Consider the following 25,109-nt stretch of genomic DNA (forward strand, 5'->3'; position numbering starts at 1 on the left):
GCGGTTCAAGTCAGGGGTTCTACGATCTGGACGTTGCGGCCATCATGCAGGCGGTCCACGCCTTCGACGACAACGCGCTCGGCCGGGGCCAGGCCCGCTTCCACCACGATCTGGCCGGCGTTGGCCGGACCCAGTTGCAGCACGCGGCGGGTGGCGCGGGCGTCGTCGCCGATGACGAAGACAAACGCGCCTTCCGACCCGTACTGCACGGCGGCCGACGGGATGGTGACGACGTTGTCCTGCTGCACCACAGCCAGGCGGATGTTCACGAACTGATTCGGAAACAGCGATTCATCGGCATTGTCGAAGCGGGCGCGCAAGCGCACGGTGCCGCTGCCGGTCTGGATGCGGTTGTCCAGCGCTTCCAGCGTGCCTTCGGCCAGGATGCGGCGGTCGTCGGCGTCCCAGGCTTGCACGCGCAGCACGGCGGTCTTGGCCTGCGCCTGGCGCAGCACGTCCAGCCGCGTTTCCGAAATGCTGAAGAGGGCGGATATGGGCGTGGTCTGCACCAGCGTGGTCAAGCCGTTGGCGTCATCGGCCCGCACGTGGTTGCCGGCGTCGACCCGGCGCAAACCAATGCGGCCATCCTGCGGCGCCACGATGCGGGTCAAGCCAAGCAGGCGCTTGGCATCGGCGACCCGCGCGCGGTTCAGTTCGCGCTGCGCGGTGTAGGCGCGCACCTGGGCTTCGGCGGTGTCCAGTTGCTGCCCCGCCACCGATTCCTGCCGCGCCAGCTTGCGGTAGCGCTGCAGGTCGGCCTGGGCGTTGTCCAGCAGCGCCTGGGTGCGTGCCAGTTCCCCTTCGGCCGAGGCCAGCGCGGTCTGATACGGGCGGGCGTCAATCTCGGCCAGCAGTTGGCCACGCACCACGGCCTGGCCCTCGGTGTAATGCACGCGCATCAGTTCGCCATCGACCTGGCTGCGCAGCACCACCTGGGACAGCGGCGTGATGGTGCCCAAGGCATGCAGGTCGCGTTGCAATGGGCCGACGCGCGCGGCCGCCACGGCGACGGCAACGGGAATCTGCCCGTACTGAGGCGGCGGTGGAGTGCTGGGGCCCTTGGCGCCCGCCAGCCAATAACCGATGCCGACCAGCACGGCCAGCAACAAGGCGGCGGCGGTCAGGATCAATCGTTTGCGTGAGGGGGCAGAGCCCGCAATGGGGGGCAGAGACATCGGGGCTGCCAATCTGGGGTGTTGCGGACAGCGGTGATTCTATATTAATAATAATGATTAGCGTTATTGACTTCGAATTTCAAGAGGGGTTTGCGCGTATGGTTTAGAGTGGCGGCTACTTTCATCAGCCGGTTTGCAAGGAGCAGGTCATGGGCGAGCATTCTCTAGAAACCCCGCGTCAGTTATTCGAGCGTCTACAAGCCCGGCTTGAGACGGAACAGGCGCGCTTGCAGCAGTGGCATGAGGTGGAAGACGAGTACCGGCGCAAGTACGCCGAAGGCCTCGCGCCGCTTGAAAAAAAGCTGCACGAACTGCGCATGAAGCTGGTGCTGTGCTTTGACCACGCGCACAAGAACATGGGATTGTCCAAGGCCGAACGCGAATTCGTGTCGGAACTGATCACCGAGTTTTCGGCGGAACTGCTGCTGCTGGACGCCAAGGGCGAGCTGCCGGCCGGTTGCGATGCCGAGCGCCTGAAGACCCTATATAAGAAGCACAACGGCGCCGACTACGACGAGGCCGCCGCTGAAGAAACCGAAGACGCCAGGGCCGAACTGATCGAGGCGCTGGAGCTGGACCCGGACACCGATCTGTCCACGTTCACGCCCACCCAGCTGCTGCGCATCATCCAAGACCAATTCGAGGACGACGACGCCGAAGAACTGCTGGCCCTGGCCCGCGCCGCGCTGCGCAACACGACTCCGAACGCGGCGGCGTGGCAGGCGATGCAGGACGAAGAACAGGCGCGTCGCCAGCAAGGCACGCCCGACCTGGGGCCGGTGGGCGAGGTGGCCGATAGCGGCCTGCCCGCCGCGAACGCCACGCTGCAAGCCCAACTGGACGAAGTGCTGCACCAGGCCAGCTATGCGGAAGAGGGTTTCAAGCTGCGTTACGACCTGGACCCCTTCGCGTCGTTCGACCCGGAAACGGTGCTGGAAGAACTGGATGCCGACATCGAAGACATCCAGGAATACATCGGCGAGCTCGAGCACGAAGTGAGGCAGTTTGCGGACGAGGGATCGCTCAAGTCCTGGCTCAAGGCAATGCGCCGCGAAGTCGCGGCGATTGAGCGCCGGGAAGGTCGGGCCTAAGACCCGGTCCGCGCCGCCGCTTCCACGCGAATGACCGGCGCTGCCGTCTTGGCGGCGTCGGCGCGCGGGCGAATCATCAGCGGAAAGAAGCGCCACAGGTACAAGCCCAGCGCCAGCACCCAGGCGAGCGTGGCGGCATGCAGCAAGCCGGTGGAGGCGGCGGTGGGCAACAAGGCGGCCAGCCGCAGCAGCGCCGCCAGTATCATCAGGACAAAACTGGCGACCATGGCGCGGTCGGTCTGCAATGGCCGTCCCAGGTGACCCAGCGCGGTGCGCGTCACCATGCCCAGAATCAACACTGAAAAGCCGGCTACCCCGATGACGTGGGCGGGCCAGGCGGGCCGGATCACGATCCCCAGCCAGGGGCTGTCTACCGGATTAACCAAAGGAATGGCCAAGGGATTGGCCAAGGGCATGGCTAAGGGACTAGCCAAATACGCTGCACCCACCAGCAGCCCGACGCCCAAGCCGAAATACCCCGCATACAGCACCCACAGCAGCGGCACGCGCCGCACTGCCCACGGTTTCCACGACACCCATTGCACCAGCGCGATCAGGCCGGTTGCGGCCAGCGCCGCCGCGGCCAGAGTCGGCAGGCCGGCCAGCAGGCAGGCAATCGCGGCCAGGCCGCTTGCCAGTTGCCAATGGCCGCTGCGCGTGTGCGCGGGAATGTTCAGGCCAGCCACGGCGCGTTGGGCGAAAAACGGCAGCACGCGACGGGCGATCAAGAGCGTCAGCACCGCCATGCACAGCAGGCCCGCATTGAAGTAACGCATCAGCGCCATGTAGTCGCCTTGAACGGCAGCCCACAGATACAGCGCGTTGGTAGCGGCCAACCCCAGCAGCAAAACAGGCACGCCCGCATTGCGCCGATTGCGGCTCAGCCAGACGACGCGCGCCAAGGCCGCGGCGCCCCACACGAAAAAGCCCGTGTCGGCCAGGCCGGCGATCAAGAACGCGGGGTGGCCCGGCACCAGATACGCCACGCGCGCCACCAGCCAAAGCAGACAAAGCATGGCCAAGGCGTTGCCGCGCAGCGGATTCTTGCCGGTCCAGTTGGCGCCGGCAGTCAGCAGAAAGCCCACTGCAATGGTGGCCACAAAGCCCCACAGCATTTCGTGCGCATGCCAGAACACGCCGCCCAACACGCCGGTGATGCGCGCGGGAGCGTGCACCCACAGCCATACGGACGCCAGCGCCCAGAAGCAGCCCGCCAGGTACAGCGGCCTGAATCCCATTTCAGTGAAGGCGCGCCATTGCGGACGAGGGCGGCGCGGGGCCGGGGGGCACGGGGCGATGGTTGGCAGTGGAGGCATGGCGGCGCTGATCGCTCTAAGATGGCTTTAAGATGTATTGAAAATGCATATTAAACCTCACCCGGGCGGACGACCAAGCTCCCCGCTTGATCCAGCGCAAACGCATGGCAGTCCTGTCCCGGATGCCCCCGGGGCGGCCTCCCGAAAGCGGGCAAATGCCCAGAACGCCGAGTCTTTGCTGGCATACTCGCCGCGGGCGGACGCGCGTTTGCCCGATGCGCTTTTGTCCCGGAAAGTCCCTTGTTATCGGAGCATGCATGAGCCCAGTTTTTGGTATCGCCGGCCGGTCCGGCAGCGGCAAGACGACCCTGATCGAGGCGATGCTGCCCCTGCTGGCGGCGCGCGGCCTGCGCGTCAATGTCATCAAGCACAGCCACCACGATTTTCAGATGGAGCCGCCGGGCAAGGACAGCGCGCGCTTCCGGCTGGCGGGCGCGCACGAAGTGATGGTGGCATCGCCGTTTCGCTACGCCATCGTGCACGAACTGCGCGGCACACCCGAGCCGACGCTGGAAGAACAAGTGGCGCGCTTGTCGCCCGCTGACCTGGTGCTGGTGGAAGGTTTCAAACATGCGGCGATTGCGCGCATCGAGGTGTACCGCCCGGCGCTGGGCAAGCCGCCGTTGCATGCGGAAGACAGCGGCTTTCTGGCGGTGGTGACTGATGCGCCGTTGGACACCGCCTTGCCTTGTCTGCCCTTGAATGATCCCGAGCGCGTGGTGGATTTTCTGTGTGACGCGCTTGGACTGGCCTGAAAGCGCATGCTGTTTGGTCAACACAGCTTTTATTTCTATGCTGAATGACAGTGGCGTCATTAAATAATGACGTCGTTGAAATATCAGGCCTAAGACGAAAACCGATACTAGTACGACAATAAAACTTCGGTTTTTACTTTTTATTTAAATCAGATCTCAAGCGTACCGCTTGCCGAATCCTTTTCGGTATCGCGTCGCGCCGTGCTGGAATATGTCTGCCGATCGCTTCGCTTTCCGGCCTTCCAGCGGTGTGTCACAACACTCTCCCGATTATCTCCAAGCCCTTTCACATCTGCGTGCAAGGGCTCTTTCTGTCATGGGCGCGCAGGGGGTTTCACTGCAATTCAGTTTAGTTATCGGATTAATAAGATGGTATTCATATTGGCTTTCACGGTATTGCGACAAAACACATTTCGGAATAATCGCATTCACTAGCATTCCTAACAGAAATGTCTGAATTCGATGGGAAAAAGTCCTCTGATTCTTACTAAATGGAATCAGCGTCGCGTTACTGGTTGCGGGTTGCAAAAATTCGTCAATGGAGAGTGGCCGTGAATAAAATCTATAACCTCGTGTGGAACCAGATCATCGGTGCGTGGGTAGCTGTGTCCGAATTGACGAAAACCCGCGGAAAATCCAATCGAGGGGCACGGCAAGCCGCGCTGCGCAGGGCCGGGGGAATCGCGGCGCCATTGATGTTGGCCGCGGCGGTGGGGGGCACGGCCTGGGCGGGCACCGCCATCCAGGGAATCATCGTCAACCCCATCACCACCGGCGGTTTGACGCCGGCCTCGGTCGATGCAAACTCCATTGCCATTGGCGGCGGATTCGGCGCTACGGCAACGAACGTCAGCGTGGCGATTGGGGACGCGTCGGTTGCCACCGGTACCAACTCGGTCGCCGTGGGCCGCCTGGCCATCGTGACCGGCAACAACGCCACGGGCGTGGGGTCGTCGTCAACGGCCAGCGGCATTGGCGCCACCGCTTTTGGCTCCAACGCCACGGCAAGCGCCAACAACACCGTGGCGGTGGGCGCATCGGCGTCCGCTTCCAACACCAGCGCCACGGCGGTGGGCCAGGGCGCTTCCGCGTCAGGCAACAGTTCGTCGGCGTTCGGCACGGGCGCGTCGGCACTGGGGGCCAGTTCCGTGGCGCTGGGACAGAACTCAACGTCGGCCGGCAACAGCTCTATTGCATTGGGCCAATTGTCCAGCACGTCCGCCGGTAACGCGGTGTCTATCGGCGTGTCGTCAACCGCGACGGCGACGGGCGCGGTGGCGGTGGGTTCTTCCGCCGAAGCACGTGGAATTTCGGCGTTTGCCGGGGGTATCAATGCGCAGGCCCTGAACCAGAACTCGTTGGCCATCGGGTCCAGCGCCGTCGCGGGCGCCTTGGTGGGGGCGCCCATCAACGACACGGCCTTGGGCAACAACGCGCTGGCAAGCGGCGGCAGTTCGTTGGCGGCGGGCAATGGCGCGCGTGCCACCGCGGCGGGCGCCGTCGGGTTGGGCGGTAACTCCACCAGCGGCGCGTCGGCGGCGGCCATCAACGCCGTGGCGATAGGCGGGCAGTCGTCGGTGACGGCGGCGGCAACATCGGGCATCGCCATCGGGCGCGATGCGCGCGCCATCGGCGCGTTCGGCATCGCAGTGGGCGATGGGTCCAGGTCCAACGCCACCGGCCAGAACGTGGCGATTGGTTCGTCGGGCACCGCTGCCAACGCGGCCACGGCAACGGGCGGCGCGGTGGCCATTGGACGGCAACAGACCGCCACGGGCGATGGCGCGGTGGCCATCGGCGACCCTAACGTCGCCACCGGCACCGGCGCGGTTGCCGTGGGCGCCGACAACACCGCGACGGCAGCAGGCGCCGTGGCTATCGGCAATACCAACTCGGCGGTAACGCCCGGGGCGGTGGCCTTGGGCTCGGGCTCGCAGGCCAGCGGGGGCAACGGGGCGTTTGGGGCCGGCTTTTCGTCGAATGCAGCCGGCCGTGGCGCCGTCTCCATCGGCAACACCAACCCGGCAACCGGGCAAGGCGCGGTCGCCATCGGTGACCTGAACACGGCGTCCGGGCTGGCGTCCATCGCCATCGGCTCGGGCTCATTGGCGACATCGGGCAGCACCATCGCGTTGGGCTATCAGGCCGCCGCCACGGCGGGGCAGGCCGTCGCCATCGGCTATCAAAGCGTCACCGGTGGCACCAACAGCGTCACGGTGGGCTATCAAAGTGCGGCCGCCGGGTCGAACTCGGTGGCGATGGGGGCCAACGCCATTGCCTCGGGCACGTCGTCGGTCGCGATCGGCCGGGGGGCCATTGCCCAGGGGCTTGAAGACACCTTCATCGGGGTCGGCGCCGGCACGGGCACCCTCGCAAGCCGTGGCCAGAACACGGCAATCGGCGCCTACGCCGGAACGCTGGCCACGGGCGAAGGCACCACCGCCATTGGCCAGGACGCGGGCCAGAACGTGTCGGGTGACGACAACCTGGCGGCAGGGCGTGGGGCGGGCAGCAACGTCACGGTGGACCGCACCGTGGCCTTGGGCTATCTGGCCAATACCAACATCGCGAACTCGGTGGCGCTGGGTAGCAACTCATCCACCACGGCGGCGCTTTCCACCAGCACGGCCGGTACGACGTCCTATGGCAGCGCGACCATCAGCGGCAATACCTACAACTTCGGAGGCGGCCAGGGCACGCCCACGGGTGTCGTCAGCGTGGGCGACGCCGGATCGACGCGCCGCATCCAGCGCGTGGCCACCGGCTTGCTCAGCTCGAACAGCACGGACGCGGTCAACGGCTCGCAGCTTTTCGCGGTGGCGCAGCAAGTGGCGTCCATTTCGCCTACCCCGACGAATTACTTCAACGCCAACTCCACCGTAACGGGGGTAGGCAGCAACACGCGGGCCAACTCGGGGGCAACGGGCACGGACGCCATTGCCATTGGCGGCAGCGCCGCCGCGGCGGGCCTGAATGCCACGGCAATCGGCAGGACGGCAACGGCGTCGGGCGGGGGGTCCATTGCCCTGGGCGACGCGGCGCAGACATCCGCGATCAACGCCATTGCGTTGGGTACTGGAGCAACCTCCGGCGTGCCTGGCGCGGTGGCCCTGGGCGCGGGATCGGCAGGTGCAGCCAACGTGGTGACCAGCGGCGTGGTGTCACCCAGCTCGGCGGGCCCCATCGCGGGAGTTGCGTTCAATAACACGGCCAACATGGCGACTGGCGCGATATCAGTCGGTACGCCCAGCGCCAAGCGCCAGATCAAGAACGTGGCTGACGGCTCGGATTCCAATGACGCCGTGACAGTGCGGCAGATGACGGCCGTGGCCAGCGCCGCGAACTCGGGCATGAACAACCTGGGCACCAGCGTCGCCACCAACCTGGGCGGCGGCGCGACCTACACCGCCGCCTCGGGCACCATCGGCACGCCCACCTACAGCGTGCAGGGCACGTCCTTCACCAACGTGGGCACGGCGGTAGGCGGTTTGGATTCGGCGGTGACCGACCTGGTCACCGGCAAGATCGGTCCATTCGTGTCGGACAACAGCGTGACGACGGTGCAGGCGGTGTCGTCGGGCGCGAGCGCGGCGGCGGGCGGCTTTGGATCGTCGGCCACGGGCGCGGCGTCCACGGTCCTGGGCAACCAGTCCACCGACAACGGCGTCGCCAACTCCACCATCTTGGGACAAGGCGCGTCGGTGGTCGCGGGGCTTACGGGGTCCAACGTGGTGCTGGGCCAGGGCTCGAGCGCGTCGCTGGGCGCTCAGACGGGCTATACCGCATTCGGCCTGTCTGCGCCGCAGAACGCCAACGGTGAAGTCTCGGTGGGTTCGGGGGCCATCCGCCGCCAGATCACCAACGTGGCGGCGGGCAGCGCGCTGACGGATGCCGTCAACGTGGGGCAACTGAGCGGCGCCGCGTCCAACCTGGGCGCAAGCATTGCCACCGGCCTGGGAGGCGGTGCGACCTACAACGCTGCTTCAGGTGCGATCAGCGCGCCGTCATATACCGTGCAAGGCATGGCGTACGACGATGTCGGCGCGGCGCTGGAAAGCGCGGATGAGGCCATCAACAATCTGGTGGCGGGCGAGTCGGGGCCGTTCGTTTCGGACAACAGCGTCACCGCCACGCAGGCCGTGGCGTCGGGCGCAAACGCCAGCGCGGGCGGCTTTGGCGCGTCGGCCACGGGCGCCGCCTCGACCGTCGTGGGCAACCAGGCCAGGGACAACGCGGTCGCCAACTCGACTGTCGTGGGGCAGGGCGCGTCCATCGCCACGGGGCTCTCGGGAGCCAACGTTGCCCTGGGTCAAGGCTCCGAGGCGGCCACGAGGTCGCAGACGGGCTATACGGCGTTTGGCTTGACCATGCCGCAGAACTCGGGCGGCGAAGTGTCGGTGGGCTCGGCCTCCGTCCGCCGCAAGATCACGAACGTGGCGGCCGGCCTTGCGCCGACCGACGCCGTGAACGTGGGGCAGTTGAGCGGGGCGGCGTTCAACCTGGGCACCGCCATGGCGGCCCGCCTGGGAGGCGGGGCCATTTACGACGGCGCGGCAGGAACGATCAGCGCGCCCAGCTACACCATTCAAGGCACGGCGTACACCGATGTGGGCGCGGCATTTGGCGGCGCGGACACGGCAATCTCCAATTTGCTGGCGGGCGAGGCGGGCCCGTTCGTATCGGATCACAGCGTCACCATGGCGCAAGCGGTGGCCTCCGGCGCCAACGCCAGCGCGGGCGGTTTTGGCGCCATCGCCTCGGGCCCGGGTTCCACGGTGTACGGCAATCAGGCCAATGACAACGGCGTGGCCGGCTCGTCGATATTGGGCCAGGGCGCGTTCGTCGACGCTGGCGTGACGGGTTCGAACGTGGTCTTGGGCCAGGATTCGTCGGCCGTGGTGGGCGCGCAAGGCGGCTACACCGCCTTCGGCTTGTCGGGGGCGCAGACCTCCATCGGCGAAGTGTCGGTGGGCACCGCCGCCGGCCGGCGCCAGATCACCAACGTGGCGGCCGGCAGCGCGGCGACCGATGCGGTCAACGTGGCGCAACTGACGGGTGTGTCCTCTGCCGCAACAACGGGCCTCGGTACCTTGGGTTCCAGCGTGGCGTCCAACCTCGGCGGTGGATCGGTCTTCGATCCGGCGACGGGCACGGTTAGTGCGCCGACTTACGGTGTGCAGGGAACCACCCACTCGAACCTGGGCAGCGCGATCGGCGGCCTGGATACGGCAGTGACCGGCCTTAGCACCGGTAAGACAGGCCCGTCCGTATCGGACAACAGCGTGACGACGGTGCAAGCCGTTGCCTCTGGCGCGGATGCATCGGCGGGCGGTTTCGGTGCGTCGGCGACGGGTGCGGCGTCGACTGTCATTGGCAACCAGGCAAGCGACAACGGCGTTGCGGATTCGACGGTGCTTGGACAAGGCGCAACGATCACGGCGGGCCTGACCGGTTCTAACGTGGCGCTGGGTCAAGGCTCGGTGGCGGCGGTTGGTGCTGAAACCGGCTACACGGCTATCGGATTGTCGGCGGCGCAGAATTCCAGCGGCGAAGTGTCGTTGGGATCGGCGGCCGCAGAACGCAAGATCACGAATCTTGCTGCTGGCAGCGCGGCGACCGATGCGGTCAACGTGAGCCAACTGACGGGGGTGGCCAATGCGGCAACAACCGGCTTGAGCACTTTGGGTTCCAGCGTGGCGTCCAACCTGGGCGGCGGATCGGCGTTTGATCCGGCAACCGGCACCGTCACGGCACCAAGCTACGGTGTGCAAGGCACGACCCATTCAAACCTGGGCGGCGCTATCGGTGGCCTGGATACGGCGGTGACCGACCTTAGCACCGGTAAGACTGGCGCGTTCGTATCGGACAACAGCGTGACGGCGGCACAAGCCGTTGCGTCTGGCGCTGATGCGTCGGCAGGTGGCTTCGGCGCGTTGGCGACGGGTGCGGCGTCGACCGTCGTCGGCAACCAGGCAACGGATAACGGCGTTGCGGATTCGACGGTGCTGGGCCAGGGCGCGACGATCACGGCGGGCCTCACCGGTTCCAACGTGGCGTTGGGTCAAGGCTCGGTGGCGGCAGTCGGTGCTGAAAGCGGCTATACCGCAATCGGATTGGCGGCGGCGCAAAATTCCAGCGGCGAAGTGTCGTTGGGATCGGCGGGCACCGAACGCAAGATCACGAATCTTGCCGCCGGGAGCGCGGCGACCGATGCAGTCAACGTCGGGCAACTGGCGGGTGTCGCCAATGCCGCAGCAACCGGGCTGAGCACGCTGGGTTCCAGCGTGGCGACCAATCTGGGTGGTGGATCGGCGTTCGATCCGGCGACTGGTACGGTCACTGCGCCGACGTACGGTGTGCAGGGAACGACCCACTCCAACCTGGGCAGCGCCATCGGCGGTTTGGACACGGCGGTCACCAGCATCAGCAGCGGCAAGTCCGGCCCATTCGTATCGGACAACAGCGTGACGACGGTGCAGGCCGTTGCCTCTGGCGCGGATGCGTCGGCGGGCGGGTTCGGCGCGTCGGCGACGGGTGCGGGGTCGACTGTCATTGGTAATCAGGCAAGCGACAACGGCGTTGCCAATTCCACGGCGCTGGGCCAGGGAGCGACGATCACGGCGGGCCTGACCGGTTCCAACGTGGCGTTGGGTCAGGGCTCGGTCGCGGCAGTCGGTGCTGAAACCGGTTACACCGCAATCGGCCTGTCGGCGGCGCAAAATTCCAGCGGCGAAGTGTCGTTGGGATCGGCGGCCGCAGAACGCAAGATCACGAATCTTGCCGCCGGCAGCGCGGCGACCGATGCGGTCAACGTGGGCCAACTGGCGGGGGTGGCCACTGCAGCAACAACCGGCTTGAGCACTTTGGGTTCCAGCGTGGCGACCAATCTGGGTGGTGGATCGGCGTTCGATCCGGCGACGGGCACGGTTACCGCGCCGACTTACGGTGTGCAGGGAACCACCCACTCGAACCTGGGCAGCGCGATCGGCGGCCTGGATACGGCAGTCACGAGCATCAGCAGCGGCAAGTCCGGCCCATTCGTATCGGACAACAGCGTGACGACGGTGCAGGCCGTTGCCTCTGGCGCGGATGCGTCGGCGGGCGGTTTCGGTGCGTCGGCAACGGGTGCGGCGTCGACGGTGATCGGCAATCAGGCAACGGATAACGGCGTTGCGGATGCGACGGTGCTCGGCCAGGGTGCGACGATCACGGCGGGCCTGACGGGTTCTAACGTGGCGTTGGGTCAAGGCTCGGTCGCGGCAGTTGGTGCTGAAACCGGCTACACGGCTATCGGATTGTCGGCGGCGCAAAATTCCAGCGGTGAAGTGTCGCTGGGATCGGCGGGCGCCGAACGCAAGATCACGAATCTTGCCGCCGGTAGCGCCGCCACCGACGCGGTCAACGTGGGTCAACTGACTGGTGTTGCTACTACGGCAACGACGGGCCTGAGCACCTTGGGTTCCAGCGTGGCGACCAATCTGGGCGGCGGAGCTGCCTTCGACCCTGCGACGGGCACGGTCTCCGCGCCGACCTACGGCGTGCAAGGCGCCACCTACTCGAACCTGGGCAGCGCGATCGGCGGCCTGGACTCGGCGGTCACCAGCATCAGCAGCGGCAAGTCCGGCCCATTCGTATCGGATAACAGCGTATCGACGGCGCAAGCCGTTGCCTCTGGCGCGGATGCGTCGGCGGGCGGCTTTGGTGCGTCGGCAACAGGTGCGGCGTCGACTGTCATTGGTAATCAGGCAAGCGACAACGGCGTTGCCGACTCCACGGCACTGGGCCAAGGCGCGATGATCACGGCGGGCCTGAGTGGTTCTAACGTGGCGTTGGGTCAAGGCTCGGTCGCAGCCGTCGGTTCTGAAACCGGCTACACGGCTATCGGATTGTCGGCGGCGCAAAATTCCAGCGGCGAAGTGTCGCTGGGATCAACCGGCGCCGAACGCAAGATCACGAATCTTGCCGCCGGCAGCGCCGCAACCGATGCGGTCAACGTCGGGCAACTGACGGGTGTTGCCAATGCCGCAACAACCGGGCTGAGCACGTTGGGTATCAGCGTGGCGTCCAATCTGGGCGGCGGATCGGCGTTCGATCCGGCGACTGGCACGGTTACTGCCCCGACTTACGGCGTGCAAGGCGCCACCCATTCGAATCTGGGCAGCGCCATCGGCGGCCTCGATACGGCGGTGACCGGCCTTAGCACCGGTAAGACTGGCCCGTCCGTATCGGACAACAGCGTGACGACGGTGCAGGCCGTTGCGTCTGGCGCGGATGCATCGGCAGGCGGGTTCGGTGCGTCGGCGACGGGTGCGGCGTCGACTGTCATTGGCAACCAGGCCACTGACAACGGCGTCGCCAACTCCACCGCGCTGGGCCAAGGCGCAACGATCACGGCGGGCCTGACCGGTTCGAACGTGGCGCTGGGTCAAGGGTCAGTCGCAGCCGTCGGTTCCGAAACCGGCTACACGGCTATCGGATTGTCGGCGGCGCAAAATTCCAGCGGTGAAGTGTCGCTGGGATCCGCAGGCGCCGAACGCAAGATCACGAATCTTGCCGCCGGCAGCGCAGCCACCGACGCCGTCAACGTCGCCCAATTGACCGGCGTCGCCAATGCCGCAACAACGGGCCTCGGCACCTTGGGTTCCAGCGTGGCGTCGAACCTTGGCGGTGGCGCTGCCTTCGACCCTGCGACGGGCACGGTCTCCGCGCCGACCTACGGCGTGCAAGGCGCCACCTACTCGAACCTGGGCAGCGCGATCGGCGGCCTGGACTCGGCGGTCAGCACGATCGCCAGCGGCAAGGGTGGACCGTTCGTCTCGGACAACAGCGTCACCACTACGCAGGCGCTGGCGTCGGGGGCGGACAGCGCGGCGGGTGGTTTCGGGGCGTCAGCAACGGGCGTGGCGTCGACCGTTGTCGGCAATCAAGCCATGGATAACAGCGTCGCCAACTCCACGGTGCTGGGCCAGGGCGCCACGATCACGGCGGGCCTGACCGGTTCCAACGTGGCCTTGGGCCAGGGTTCCGCCGCGACGCTGGGCGCGCAAAGCAACTATGCCGCCTTCGGCCTGTCCACCACGCAAAGCTCGGCGGGTGAAGTGTCGCTGGGCGCGGCGGGGGCCGAGCGCAAGATCACCAACCTGGCGGCCGGCAGCGTCGCGACCGATGCCGTGAACGTGGCGCAGTTGCAGGGTTCGGCGGCATTGCTGGGCGCCAGCGTGGCTGCCGGCCTGGGCGGCGGCTCGGCGTACGACCCGACCACGGGCCTGGTGTCCGGGCCCAGCTATACCGTGCAAGGCAATACGTACACCAGCCTGAGCACGGCGATTGTCGGGCTGGATACGGTGGTATCCCACATCAGCAGCGGCAAATCGGGCCCCTTCGTGGCGGACACCACGGTGACGTCCGCGCAGCCCCTGGCGGCGGGTGCGAATAGCGCGGCGGGTGGTTTCGGCGCGTCGGCCAGCGGCGCGGCGTCTGTGGTGCTGGGCAATCAAGCCACCGATAACGGCGTGGCGAATTCCACGGCCTTGGGCCAGGGCGCCAGGATCACGGCGGGGCTGACCGGCTCCAACGTGGCCTTGGGCCAGGGTTCGGTGGCCTCGGTTGGCGCGCAAACCGCTTACGTTGCCTTCGGCCTGGCGGGCACGGCAGATTCTGTCGGCGAAGTGTCCGTGGGGTCTGCCGGCGGCTTGCGCAAGCTGACCAACCTGGCGCCGGGTAGCGACATGACGGACGCCGTCAACGTCCGCCAATTGCAGCAGGTGAGCACGCGCTTGGGCGAGGTGGGTACCGACGCGCTGATGTGGGACCCCACGGCCAATGGCGGTGTCGGTGCGTATACCGCCGCGCACGGCAGCATCGGCGGACCCAGCATCATCACCAGCGTTGCGCCGGGCGTGCTCAGTGCAACAAGCTGGGACGCCGTGAACGGCGCGCAATTGTTCGCCACCAACGAAGCGATGGCGCAGTTGGCCAGCACGGTGAACGGCTACACCGGCACGTTGGATCCGGCTGTCAATGGCCAGGGATCTCGCTATGAGCGGACCAACGACACTGGGATGACGCCCGGCAATGCACATGCCAGGGGGCAGGGCGCGACCGCCATCGGCTACAACGCGCAGGCCGACGGCGCGGGCAGCCTGGCCTTGGGCGCCGACACGCAAGTCACCGTGGATGGCGGCGTCGCCATTGGCCAGGGCTCGGTCTCTGATCGCGCCACCGTGGTTCGCACCGGCAAGCGCGCCGTGGCACCGGGGGCGTTCTCGGTGGGCGCGCCAGGCATGGAACGCCAGATCATCAACGTGGCCGACGGCACGCAGGCACAGGACGCGGTGACGGTACGCCAGTTGCAAGGCGCCATCGCATCGGTCGCGGTGACGGGCACCCAGTACTTCCACGCGAACAGCGCCCGGGTGGATTCACTGGCAGTGGGCTCGGATGCGATCGCGGTCGGCGCTGAAACCGTGGTGAACGGCGACGCGGGCATCGGCATGGGGCTGGCCGCGCAAGTGGACAGCACCGCCATCAATGGCATCGCCATCGGATCATCCGCGCGCTCGGCGCTGGATTCGGCCATTGCCTTGGGCTCGTCGTCGTTGGCCGCCGGCTCGCAATCGATGGCATTCGGGGCCTCGGCGAGCGCCGCGGGTGATCGCAGTGTGGCGATGGGCGCAAGCGCCAGCGCCGCCGCGGCCAATTCCGTGGCGCTGGGCTCGGGAGCGCAGGCCTTGCAAGCGGGCGACGTGGCGCTGGGCGCCGGGGCTATTGCCGACATGGGCGCGGCGCCGGCCTACACCGGCAAGTACTCGGGGGCGTCCAACAGCGTCGCCGGCACGGTGTCAGTGGGAACGGCTGGCGCCGAGCGCACCGTCAGCAATGTGGGGGATGCGAAGAACGCCACCGACGCCGTGAACCTGCGGCAATTGGATGGCGCGGTCACGCAGGCCAACCGCTATACGGACCAGCAGATCGCCGCGATCAACAGCGGCCTGACTCAGGGCGGCAGCGGAATGTTCCAGGTGAGTCAGACCAGCCCGACGACCGCGCCCACGGCCACCGGCGCGAACGCCACGGCGGGCGGCGCGGGCGCGGTGGCCTCGGCCAACAACAGTACGGCGCTGGGTAACGCGGCGGAATCTCGTGGCGACAACTCGGTGGCCTTGGGTGCGGGCAGTTCGGATGGCGGGCGCTCGAACGTCGTGTCCGTCGGCGCGGCCGGCAAGGAACGCCAAGTGACGAACGTGGCGGCCGGCACCGCGCAGACGGATGCGGTCAACGTGCAGCAGTTGAACGCCGCCAAACAGGGCTCGGTGCAGTACGCCACCAAGCCCGGCACCAACACGGTGGACTACAGCCGGGTCACGCTGGGCAACGGCGGCGCGCCGGTCACGCTGAGCAATGTCGCGGCCGGGGTCGAGAACACCGACGCCGTCAACGTGCGGCAGCTTAACGAGGGTCTGGGCGGCGCGGTGCAGCAGTCCAACGCCTACACCGACGGCAAGTTCCGGAACCTGCGCAACGACGTGGATCGCTATCGGCGCGACGCGGCGGGCGGCACGGCCACGGCGCTGGCAGTGGCCGGCCTGGCGCAAGCGTATCTGCCGGGCCGGGGCATGTTCTCGATCGCGGGCAGCACGTACGACGGCCAGCAAGGCTTCGCGATGGGCTTGTCGACGGTGTCGGGCAATGGCAAGTGGGTCTACAAGATGTCGGGTTCCACCAACACGCGCGGCACCGTCGGCGCGGTGATCGGGGCAGGCTACCAGTGGTAAGGCCGCGCCGGCCCGCGGGCTTGGAGTCTGCGGGCCGGCGCTTGTGCCCATGCAGTGATTTTTTCCGCAGTGCTTTTTTTCAGTGATTTTTGCAGTGCGACTTGAAGTGCTACTTGCAGTGCTACCTATATATAGCGAGGACTTATGCAACACACGACTCTGATCTCCCGCGGCGCGCGCGCCGGCCTTTTGTGCGGCGCCATCCTGTTCGCCGCGCCAGCACTGGCGGACCCGTCGCTGGACAGCGCGGTGACGGCGGCCAAGCAATGGGCGTCGATGTCGGACTCCGGCTCCACGGACAAGATGTGGGGCGCTAGCAGCGACATCATGAAACAGCGCATCGACAAGCAGGGCTGGTCGGATTACCTGAGTCAGTTGCGCGCCGAGGTGGGCCGCAACGCCGGGCGCGAATGGTTGCAGGTGGTGCGCGTGTCGGACCCTGCCGACCTGCCGCAAGGGCAGTATGTGAACGTCATCTTCAGCACCCAGTTCCGCAACATGCCGGCCACCGAGACGGTATCGATGGTGGCCAGCAAGAACCGCTGGGTGCCGATGGGCTACGTGGTGCGCAAGGTGGCGCCCGACGGCCAGACCATCACGCAATAAGCCTGACTAAGGGTTTTCCCCTCATTAGGGCAGGTAATCTGGAAGATAAGAAATAAGAATTTTTCTTATGGTGGGGCCGGGGCTATAACGACTGGCTGATTAGCCTCAACCACCTTAAGAGAGACAAGCATGAGGGGAAAACCTGCGACGGGGCACCAGCCGGTGCGCGCGTCTACCGCCGCCTTTGTCGGCACCATGATCGAGTGGTACGACTTCTACATTTACGCCACCGCGGCCGCGCTGGTGTTCGGCAAGTTGTTCTTCCCGTCGGCCACGGGTTTTTACGGAACGCTTGCCGCCTTCGGCACGTTCGCGGTGGGCTTTTTCGCGCGGCCCTTGGGCGGCGCCATCTTCGGCCACATCGGCGACAAGATCGGCCGCAAGAAATCGCTGGTGATCACCTTGGTGATGATGGGCACGGTAACCGTGCTGATCGGCCTGTTGCCCACCCACGCTTCCATTGGCGTGTGGGCGCCCGTGCTGCTGATCCTGCTGCGCATCGTGCAAGGCATCGCGGTGGGTGGCGAATGGGGCGGCGCGGTGCTGATGGCGGGCGAACACTCGCCGGACAAAAGCAAGAGAACGTTCTTCGCGTCCTTCGCGCAACTGGGCAGTCCGGCGGGCCTGATTCTGTCGATGCTGATGTTCAAGCTGGTGACCGGTCTGGACGACGAGGCCTTTCTGAGCTGGGGCTGGCGCGTGCCGTTCCTGTTTTCGGCCGTGTTGCTGGTAGTGGGTTTCGTGATCCGCCTGAGCGTCAACGAATCGCCCGATTTCATCGCTGAAAAAGCGGCCCGTTTGCAGCGCGCCAAGCCCGCCCAGGCGCCGCTTGCCCAAGTGCTGCGCGGCGCGCCGGGCTTGCTGGCGCTGGCGGTCGGCGCCAACGTGCTGGGCATTGCCGGCTTCTATTTCACCAATACCTTCATGATTGCCTACACCACGCAGTACGTGGGCTTGAACCGGGCGGTGATCCTGGACTGCCTGCTGCTGGTGTCCATCATGCAGTTCCTGATTACGCCGCTGTCGGCCTACATCGCCAGCCGCGTGGGCAACCTGCGCTTTCTGGGCGCCATGGCCTTCGTGTCGATCTTCACGCCGTACGCCATGTTCAACCTGGTCGACCAGGGCTCGCTTACCAGTATTACGCTGGGGGTCGGCGTGGCGGTACTCTTCATGGGCGCCTACTACGCGGTCATCGCGGGCTATGTCAGCGATAGCTTCCCGACGGGCATCCGCTACACCGGCATCTCGATGGCCTACCAGTTGTCAGGCGCCATCTTCGGCGGCCTGACGCCCTTGCTGGGCACGGTGCTGGCCGAGAATTTCAAGGGGCAGTGGTGGCCGTTGGCGCTGCTGTTCTCGGCGATTTCGTTGCTTTCCCTGGTTTCTGTTTTGCTGCTGGGCAATGTCGGCCAGCGCACCGAGCAACTTCACCTGAAGGATCAGCAAGCATGAAGGCTTTTTTTCACGACGAGCAGAAGCTGCATCATCCGCAGACCTATTTTTCACGCGGCAAGATGCGCACCCCGCAGGAAGTGCCGGCGCGTCTGGACGGGCTGGTGCAGGCGGCCCGCAAGCTGGGCTTTGACGTGCAGGCGCCTGAAGACCAGGGCGCGGGCGCTATTTCTGCCGTGCACAGCCTGGATTACCTGCGCTTTCTGCAAAGCGCCCATGAAGACTGGATGAAGCTGCCGGGCGATTGGGGCGGCGAAGTGGTGTCGAACGTCTTCGTGCGTGAACCCAACGCCTTGCGCGGCGTGCTGGCCAAGGCGGGGCGTTATCTGGCCGATGGCAGTTGCCCGGTCGGGCCGCAAACCTGGCAGTCGGCCTATTGGTCGGCGCAGTGCGCGGTGTCGGGCGCCGACGCCTTGCTGGCCGGCGACCAACACGCCTACGCCATTTGCCGTCCGCCCGGCCACCACGCCCGGCGCGACGCGGCCGGCGGGTTCTGTTACCTGAACAACGCCGCTATCGCCGCGCAGCGGCTCACGTCCCAGTTTCCGCGCGTGGCCATCCTGGACACCGACATGCATCATGGCCAGGGCATCCAGGAAATTTTCTACGAACGCAGCGACGTGCTGTACGTCTCGATCCACGGCGACCCTGAAAACTTCTACCCGGTGGTTGCCGGGTTCGAAGACGAGCGCGGCGCGGGCGAGGGCTACGGCTACAACATCAACCTGCCGATGCCGCACGGCTCGCCGGAATCCGTGTTCTTTGACCGCTTGGCGCAAGCGCGCCGCGCCATTGAACTGTTCCAGCCCGATGCCCTGGTGCTGTCCTTGGGATTCGATATTTTCGAGAAGGACCCGCAAGCCATGGTCAGCGTGACCGAAGACGGCTTCGAACGGCTGGGCCGCGAGGTGGGCGGCCTGCGCCTGCCGACGCTGATCGTTCAGGAAGGCGGCTACTATATCGACGGATTGGAATCCAATGCGTCGCGCTTCTTCGCGGGGCTGACCGGCGTTTGAAGCGTCGGGCATCGGCCGGGCCGGCGTGGATTCCACCCGGCCTTTTTTTCGACCCCGTCCGCCACGCCATGCCCGAAACGCCTGTCCGCACTCCGCCGTCGCTGCCGCTTGCCCCCGAACGCATGGACTGGAACCTGCTGCGCACGTTCATGTTCGTCGTGCAAGAGCGCGGCGTGGGCCGCGCGGCGCAGGCGCTGCACCTGAGCCAGCCGGCGGTCAGCCAGGCGCTGAAACGTCTTGAAGACGCAGTGGGCGGCCTGCTGCTGCACCGGCGCAACGGCGAATTCCGCCTGACGGGCCTGGGCGACGAAATCTACGCCATCGCCCGCGACATGTACGGCACGATGGCGCGCATTGAAAACGCCGCCACCCAGGACCGGGCCGAAATTGCCGGCACCTTGCGGCTGCTGGTGATGAGCAAGGTGCAAAGCCCGGCCTACGACGACTTTCTGGCGCAATTTCATCGGCGCTATCCCAAGATTGAATTCCACGTTGACGTGCTGCCCAGCGCCGCCATTCTGGACGCGCTGGCCAAGCGCGTGCCCGCCTTGGGCATCTGCCTGTGCCGCAAGCCGGTCGACGCGCTGGAGCGCCGGCTGTTCCTGCGGCACCACTACGCCGTGGTCTGCGGCCGCCATCACCCGCTGTTTTCAAAGCCGCGCGTCAGCCTTGAAGACCTGATGGACCAGAACTTTGTATGCTTCGCCAGCGACCAGATTGGCGATACGCTGTCGCCCTTGACGATCTTTCGCGATCAGCAGGGGTTTACGGGACGCATCGTGGGCACGTCGCCGAACATCGAAGAGATACGCCGCATGGTGGTGGCGGGCATCGGCCTGAGCTTTCTGCCGGAGCACCTGATCCGCCAGGACGTGATGGGCGGCGACCTGCGCCGGCTGCCGCCCGCCGAGTCGGTGGCCGAGATCGATGTGTTCCTGACCTGGCACAAACAGCGCAAGCTGACGGCGGTGGAAGTGGCCTATCTAAGCGCGTTTGATCGTTTCCTGAACCGCACGCCGCTGGATTCGCGCGCGGGTTGAAGCCTTGAATTCAAAAACAGGCGGGGCAGGTGATCCACACCAACCCCGCCATCACGACACTTTCTGGAGAGACAAATGACTGAACCGAAGAAGCCCAATTGGCGTTTGGAAACCGTGGCCGTGCATGGCGGCTACCGCCCGGATCCGACGACGCGCGCCGTGGCCGTGCCCATCTACCAGACCGTGGCCTACGCTTTCGACGACACGCAGCATGGCGCTGATCTGTTTGACCTGAAGGTGCCGGGCAACATCTATACCCGCATCATGAACCCCACGACCGACGTGCTGGAGCAGCGCGTGGCGGCCCTGGAAGGCGGCATCGCGGCGCTGGCGCTGGCCTCGGGCCAGTCGGCCGTCACCTACGCCATCATGACCATCGCCGAAGCGGGCGACAACATCGTGTCGTCCAGCACGCTGTACGGCGGCACCTACAACCTGTTTGCGCACACGCTGCCGCAATACGGCATCACCACGCGCTTTGCCAACCCCAGCGACCTGGCCGCCTTTGAAGCGCAGATCGATGAGCGCACCAAGGCCATCTTCGCGGAATCGGTCGGCAACCCGCTGGGCAACATCACCGACATCGCCGCGCTGGCTGAACTGGCGCACCGCCACGGCCTGCCGCTGATCGTGGACAACACCGTGCCGTCGCCGTACCTGCTGCGCCCCATCGAACATGGCGCGGACATCGTGGTGCAGTCGCTGACCAAGTACCTGGGTGGCCACGGCACCAGCCTGGGCGGCGCCATCATTGATTCGGGCAAGTTCCCGTGGGCCGAGCACAAGGCCCGCTTCAAGCGCCTGAACGAACCGGACATCAGCTACCACGGCGTGGTCTACACCGAGGCCTTCGGCGCGGCCGCCTACATTGGCCGCGCGCGCGTCGTGCCGCTGCGCAACACGGGTGCTGCGATTTCACCGTTCAACTCGTTCCAGATTCTGCAAGGCATCGAAACGCTGGCGCTGCGCGTGGACCGTATCGTTGAAAACGCCGTGAAGGTCGCGAACTTCCTGCGGGAACACCCGAAGGTGGAATGGGTCAACTACGCCGGCCTGCCGGACCACCCCGACCACGCCCTGGCGCAGAAGTACCTGGGCGGCAAGGTGCCGGGCTTGTTCACGTTTGGCGTGAAGGGCGGCCGCGATGCCGGCGCGCGCTTCCAGGATGCGCTGCAACTGTTCACGCGCCTGGTCAACATTGGGGATTCGAAGTCGCTGGCCACGCATCCGGCGTCCACCACGCACCGCCAACTGAACCCGGAAGAGCTGCAAAAGGCCGGCGTGCGCGAAGAGACCGTGCGCTTGTCGATCGGCATTGAGCACATTGATGACCTGATCGCCGACCTGGAGCAGGCGCTGGCGCAAGTCTGATCGGGCTTATTTTCTGGCGTTCTTACCCGGCGTGGGGCAGACCACGGCGCGCAGCTTGCGCTGAACGGGGTCCCGCGCGACGGGGGCATTGTGGATGCCCGCCACCGGAATGGATTCCACCAAGGCGCCGGTGGCGTCGTTGCCGGCGTAGTGCCGGGTTTCGGTGACCGTATAGGTGTCGGCGCTGCAGTTCAAGGTGATGGGTTGCGCGACCGATCCATAGCTTTGGCCCGTGGTTTCAGACACCCGGTGCTGCGCATAAAACCATGCGACCGTCACGGTCATGACCATGGGCTTTTCGGACACGCGCGCAATTGACGCGCTGTCATAGAACACGCCGGGCATGGATTGGGGGTCTAGCGGTGTCCACAAGACATCGGGCGGAGCCGCCTGCACCGACGGTACGCAGGCGGCGGCACCCAGCAGAGCCAGGGCGATGGTAAGCAGTGCGTGCCTTGCGATCATGTCGGGGTTCCGTGGGTGGCCGGTGCAGCGTAAGAGTATGTCACGCCAGTATAGAGAACGTCGGCCAACACGCTATAGTTTCGCCCATTCCCTTTAAAAGATACCCGCCAAACGGCGGGTGCGCGTGCATCAAAAGCCCTTCCTCCATGAACCTTAGACTGCTGGCCAGCGGTGTTGCGATTGCCGTCGCGGGGGTGATCGGGTATGGCATCTACCAACTGGTTCCGCTGGGCCAGCCGCTGGCGCGCAGCGAAATCATCGGCGAACTCAATGGCCCGGCGCTGGCCTCGTCGTCCCGGGTGGTGCTGCAACGCTACGGCGAACGGCAGTTGCTGATTGGGCAGCGCCTGGTGTCCGCCCAGGACATGGCGGCGCTGGACACGGCGCCCGTGCTGGACGCGCTGGTGCCAGCCTTGAGCACGCGCCAGCCCAACCCCTGGCTGGTGGCCGACACGCGCAACCTGATTTACGGCGGCCACGGCACGGGCGCGTTTACCTTGCTGGGTTCGATCAGCGGGGATGCGGGCGTCAGCCTGATCGGGTCGCCGCAAGGGCGAGAGCTGTACCTGGTGACCGCCGCTGAACGCCGCGCCGACCCGGACGAGGTGCCCGCCACCTGGGAAATTTTGCAGTCCAACGACCTGGGCAAGACCTGGACGCTGGCGCCGGACGTGGTGCTGGGCCCGCCGCTGCGGCATACGGTGTTTCTGACGTCGGACCGCGTCATTGCCCTGGAACGGCATGACGGGCGCCAACGCCTGATGATCAGCCAGGACGGCGCGCGCCATTGGTCAGCCACTTTGCTGGATGAGCAGGTCTGGCCGGACGCGGCGGCGTTTGAACGCGGGTTTCGCGAACGCCTGGCCAAGGCCGGCGGCGCGGGCGCGGAAGACCAGCTGGCCTATGACTGGTCGCTGTATCCGCTGGACGAGCACCGCGCCGTGGGGTGGAGCTGGCGCACGCGGATCAGCCTGGATGCCTCGGCCGGGAACCAGGTTCTGGAAACGCGGCGCTTTGAAGTCGAGCTGCAAAGTGGGGCATCGCCCGCGTTCCGCATCACGCAAGACGTGCCAGCGGTGCCGGCGCAGGCGGCCGAGGCCAGCGTCACGCGCGACCAGGCGGTGTTCGAGATCTGGGGCGATGCCATCTACGAACTGGACAAGGCCGAGCAAACCTGGCAGCGGCGCGCGGCCTCGCCGACGGTGCAGGGCAAGCCTAGCTGGATCGACGATGCCTGGTTCGGGCCGAATGCGTGGGTCATCAAGACCTACGCCGACCATCTGTTTTCGTTCAACGAATACACCAAGACCTATTTCTACACGCGCGACCAGGGCAAGACGTGGCGCCCGTTCCAGATACCGCAGGACGTGGAGATCGGCCTGCTGGGCCTGGACGCCACGGGCGACGCGCTGCTGTCGCTGGCCGAGCGCGACGGCAAGACGGTGATTCGGCGGTACCCGCTGGATTGAAGCGCGACCAGGAAGCGCCGACAGGTGGCGCCAACAGAAAGCGCCAACGGGAAGCGCCATACGGGTAGCGCCAGCGGATGCCGCCGTGTTGCCCGCGTCAGACCACCAGCACCGGGCAGGGCGCGTGCGCGATGATCCGGCTGCTGACGGACCCCATCAACGCATTCATCAGCGGGCTGCGGTGATGGGAACCCAGCACGATGGCGGTGGCCTTGACCCGAGTCGCGTAGTCGACGATTTTTCCGGGCGTGAAGCCGGTCATCTCGTGGCATTCGAAGTTCACGTTGCCGTGGCGCAGGATGTCCGCCACCGAGCGCATCGCCTTGTCGCTTTCTTCGTGGTGCCAGGCATCGACTTCGTCCTTGCCGATGAATGACACGACATCCCCCCGAACCTCGGGCTCGCAATGCACCACATGCACGATGAAATCGCGGTTCAGCAATGGGGTGGCGACCAGGTAGCGGGCCGCCTCATCGCTATACGTCGATCCGTCGGTGGCAAGAATGATCGTGTTCATGGCTGCTCTCCGGTTTGGGGCTTCTTCACTTCGTTGCGGTTGGCAGTGCCTTTCCGCTTTGGCCGGGCCAGGCTGGCGCCAATCGAGGCCGCCAGAACCAGCCCGATAATGCCTAGCGACCAATGCACCGGCACGTGCATCCACTGTGCCGCCAGCATCTTGGCGCCGATAATCATCAGTACCACAGCCAAGCCGTACTTCAGGTAATGAAAGCGGTCCACCATGTCGGCCAGCAGGAAGTAGAGCGCCCGCAAGCCCATGATGGCGAAGATATTGGACGTGAAAACGATGTAGGGGTCGGTGGTGATCGCGAAGATGGCGGGAATGCTGTCCACCGCGAAGACCACGTCCGTCGCTTCGATCATCAGCAGCACCACGAACATTGGGGTCGCGTAGCGCAGCCCGTCGATTCGCACGAAGAAGGCCTGGCCGTGATAGTCCTTGGTGATCCGCATGGTGGCCCGCATGAACCGCACCAAGGGGTTCTGGGCGATGTCGGGCTGACGGCCGGCCACGGCCAGCATCCTGGCGCCGCTCAGCACCAGGAAGGCGCCCAGCACATAGAACATCCACACGAACTGGGTCAGCAGCCACACACCCGCAAGTATCATCCCGATGCGCATGAAGATGGCGCCCAGCACGCCGTACAGCAACACCCGCCGCTGTAATTCGGCGGGCACGGCGAAGTAGGTGAAGATCAGGGAAAACACGAACATGTTGTCCGCGGACAGGGACAGTTCGATGAGATAGCCGGTGAAGAATTCCAGCGTTTTTTGATTGGCCACCGCGCGGCTCATGCTGGCGTCCAGAAACCACCACATCAGCAGGCCGAACAGCGTCGCCAACGACGACCAGGCCAGCACCCAGCACAGCGCTTCCCGAGACGACACGCGGTGCGCCTGGCGGCCGCCCAGCGCATACAGATCAAGCGCCAGCACGGCCACCACGAAAACGATGAACCCCACCCACATCGGCAGGGTGGCAAACGTTTCTACCTGGCTCATACGTCGCCTCCACAAATACGAGGCCAGTCTAGAGCGGCTCTATTCTTCGGACAAT

The 25,109-nt window shown here is 65.8% G+C and carries 14 protein-coding genes; 9 read left to right on the forward strand and 5 right to left on the reverse strand.

Going from position 1 to position 25,109, the window contains the following annotated elements; all coding sequences use genetic code 11:
* Positions 1–5: 5 nt before the first annotated feature.
* On the reverse strand, positions 6–1,175 hold the full coding sequence (locus CVS48_RS17675; RefSeq protein WP_100855563.1) for an efflux RND transporter periplasmic adaptor subunit: 1,170 nt from the start codon (positions 1,173–1,175) through the stop codon (positions 6–8).
* Between the two features lie 149 nt (positions 1,176–1,324).
* Here CVS48_RS17675 and CVS48_RS17680 point away from each other — a divergent pair, with 149 nt between their 5' ends.
* Positions 1,325–2,266: a molecular chaperone DnaJ gene (locus CVS48_RS17680; RefSeq protein ID WP_100855564.1), complete on the forward strand. Its 942-nt coding sequence runs from the start codon at positions 1,325–1,327 to the stop codon at positions 2,264–2,266.
* Here CVS48_RS17680 and CVS48_RS17685 read toward each other — a convergent pair.
* Positions 2,263–3,582: an NnrS family protein gene (locus tag CVS48_RS17685; RefSeq protein WP_100855565.1), complete on the reverse strand. Its 1,320-nt coding sequence runs from the start codon at positions 3,580–3,582 to the stop codon at positions 2,263–2,265. The two genes, CVS48_RS17680 and CVS48_RS17685, sit on opposite strands and share 4 nt — an antisense overlap.
* A gap of 257 nt (positions 3,583–3,839) precedes the next feature.
* Here CVS48_RS17685 and mobB point away from each other — a divergent pair, with 257 nt between their 5' ends.
* The 7 genes from mobB (at position 3,840) to CVS48_RS17720 (ending at position 21,599) form a co-directional block, all read left to right on the forward strand.
* Positions 3,840–4,337, forward strand: a complete 498-nt coding sequence (gene mobB / locus CVS48_RS17690) for a molybdopterin-guanine dinucleotide biosynthesis protein B (protein ID WP_100855566.1) — start codon at positions 3,840–3,842, stop codon at positions 4,335–4,337.
* A gap of 551 nt (positions 4,338–4,888) precedes the next feature.
* Entirely contained in the window at positions 4,889–16,111 is an 11,223-nt protein-coding gene (locus CVS48_RS17695; RefSeq protein ID WP_167401015.1) for an ESPR-type extended signal peptide-containing protein, read from the forward strand.
* Between the two features lie 144 nt (positions 16,112–16,255).
* A complete protein-coding gene (locus CVS48_RS17700) occupies positions 16,256–16,717 on the forward strand; it encodes a DUF4019 domain-containing protein (protein ID WP_100855568.1) in 462 nt (153 codons plus the stop codon).
* A 129-nt stretch (positions 16,718–16,846) separates the two neighbouring features.
* A complete protein-coding gene (locus CVS48_RS17705) occupies positions 16,847–18,172 on the forward strand; it encodes an MFS transporter (RefSeq protein ID WP_100855569.1) in 1,326 nt (441 codons plus the stop codon).
* Positions 18,169–19,188 carry a histone deacetylase family protein gene (locus CVS48_RS17710; RefSeq protein WP_100855570.1) on the forward strand — a complete coding sequence of 340 codons (1,020 nt, stop codon included), beginning with the start codon at positions 18,169–18,171 and terminating at the stop codon, positions 19,186–19,188. The genes CVS48_RS17705 and CVS48_RS17710 overlap by 4 nt, the downstream gene beginning before the upstream one ends.
* A 68-nt stretch (positions 19,189–19,256) precedes the next feature.
* Positions 19,257–20,228: a LysR family transcriptional regulator gene (locus CVS48_RS17715; protein WP_100855571.1), complete on the forward strand. Its 972-nt coding sequence runs from the start codon at positions 19,257–19,259 to the stop codon at positions 20,226–20,228.
* A 75-nt stretch (positions 20,229–20,303) separates the two neighbouring features.
* Positions 20,304–21,599 carry an O-acetylhomoserine aminocarboxypropyltransferase/cysteine synthase family protein gene (locus CVS48_RS17720; RefSeq protein WP_100855572.1) on the forward strand — a complete coding sequence of 432 codons (1,296 nt, stop codon included), beginning with the start codon at positions 20,304–20,306 and terminating at the stop codon, positions 21,597–21,599.
* Between the two features lie 6 nt (positions 21,600–21,605).
* Here the strand turns inward: CVS48_RS17720 and CVS48_RS17725 are convergent, their stop codons facing one another.
* On the reverse strand, positions 21,606–22,064 hold the full coding sequence (locus tag CVS48_RS17725; RefSeq protein ID WP_100855573.1) for a surface-adhesin E family protein: 459 nt from the start codon (positions 22,062–22,064) through the stop codon (positions 21,606–21,608).
* Positions 22,065–22,210: 146 nt separating this feature from the next.
* On the opposite strand from CVS48_RS17725, the gene CVS48_RS17730 reads away from it, so the two are divergent.
* Complete coding sequence (locus tag CVS48_RS17730) at positions 22,211–23,533, forward strand: beta propeller repeat protein (RefSeq protein ID WP_100855574.1); 1,323 nt, start codon at positions 22,211–22,213, stop codon at positions 23,531–23,533.
* A 97-nt stretch (positions 23,534–23,630) separates the two neighbouring features.
* Here the strand turns inward: CVS48_RS17730 and CVS48_RS17735 are convergent, their stop codons facing one another.
* Together CVS48_RS17735 and CVS48_RS17740 are read right to left on the reverse strand one after the other, a co-directional pair.
* Positions 23,631–24,050, reverse strand: coding sequence for a universal stress protein (locus CVS48_RS17735; RefSeq protein ID WP_100855575.1), 420 nt, complete (start codon positions 24,048–24,050; stop codon positions 23,631–23,633).
* Positions 24,047–25,054: a TerC family protein gene (locus CVS48_RS17740; RefSeq protein ID WP_100855576.1), complete on the reverse strand. Its 1,008-nt coding sequence runs from the start codon at positions 25,052–25,054 to the stop codon at positions 24,047–24,049. Before CVS48_RS17740 ends, CVS48_RS17735 begins: the two co-directional genes overlap by 4 nt.
* Positions 25,055–25,109: the final 55 nt, after the last annotated feature.

Source organism: Achromobacter spanius (assembly GCF_002812705.1).
GTDB lineage: Bacteria > Pseudomonadota > Gammaproteobacteria > Burkholderiales > Burkholderiaceae_B > Achromobacter > Achromobacter spanius.

Bases quoted from the DNA above. Each gene is read 5' to 3' on its own strand.
- mobB (WP_100855566.1), top strand. From the start codon at position 3,840: ATGAGCCCAGTTTTTGGTATCGCCGGCCGGTCCGGCAGCGGCAAGACG.
- CVS48_RS17735 (WP_100855575.1), bottom strand. From the start codon at position 24,050: ATGAACACGATCATTCTTGCCACCGACGGATCGACGTATAGCGATGAG.
- CVS48_RS17700 (WP_100855568.1), top strand. From the start codon at position 16,256: ATGCAACACACGACTCTGATCTCCCGCGGCGCGCGCGCCGGCCTTTTG.
- CVS48_RS17725 (WP_100855573.1), bottom strand. From the start codon at position 22,064: ATGATCGCAAGGCACGCACTGCTTACCATCGCCCTGGCTCTGCTGGGT.
- CVS48_RS17740 (WP_100855576.1), bottom strand. From the start codon at position 25,054: ATGAGCCAGGTAGAAACGTTTGCCACCCTGCCGATGTGGGTGGGGTTC.
- CVS48_RS17710 (WP_100855570.1), top strand. From the start codon at position 18,169: ATGAAGGCTTTTTTTCACGACGAGCAGAAGCTGCATCATCCGCAGACC.
- CVS48_RS17680 (WP_100855564.1), top strand. From the start codon at position 1,325: ATGGGCGAGCATTCTCTAGAAACCCCGCGTCAGTTATTCGAGCGTCTA.
- CVS48_RS17730 (WP_100855574.1), top strand. From the start codon at position 22,211: ATGAACCTTAGACTGCTGGCCAGCGGTGTTGCGATTGCCGTCGCGGGG.
- CVS48_RS17720 (WP_100855572.1), top strand. From the start codon at position 20,304: ATGACTGAACCGAAGAAGCCCAATTGGCGTTTGGAAACCGTGGCCGTG.
- CVS48_RS17675 (WP_100855563.1), bottom strand. From the start codon at position 1,175: ATGTCTCTGCCCCCCATTGCGGGCTCTGCCCCCTCACGCAAACGATTG.
- CVS48_RS17685 (WP_100855565.1), bottom strand. From the start codon at position 3,582: ATGCCTCCACTGCCAACCATCGCCCCGTGCCCCCCGGCCCCGCGCCGC.
- CVS48_RS17715 (WP_100855571.1), top strand. From the start codon at position 19,257: ATGCCCGAAACGCCTGTCCGCACTCCGCCGTCGCTGCCGCTTGCCCCC.
- CVS48_RS17705 (WP_100855569.1), top strand. From the start codon at position 16,847: ATGAGGGGAAAACCTGCGACGGGGCACCAGCCGGTGCGCGCGTCTACC.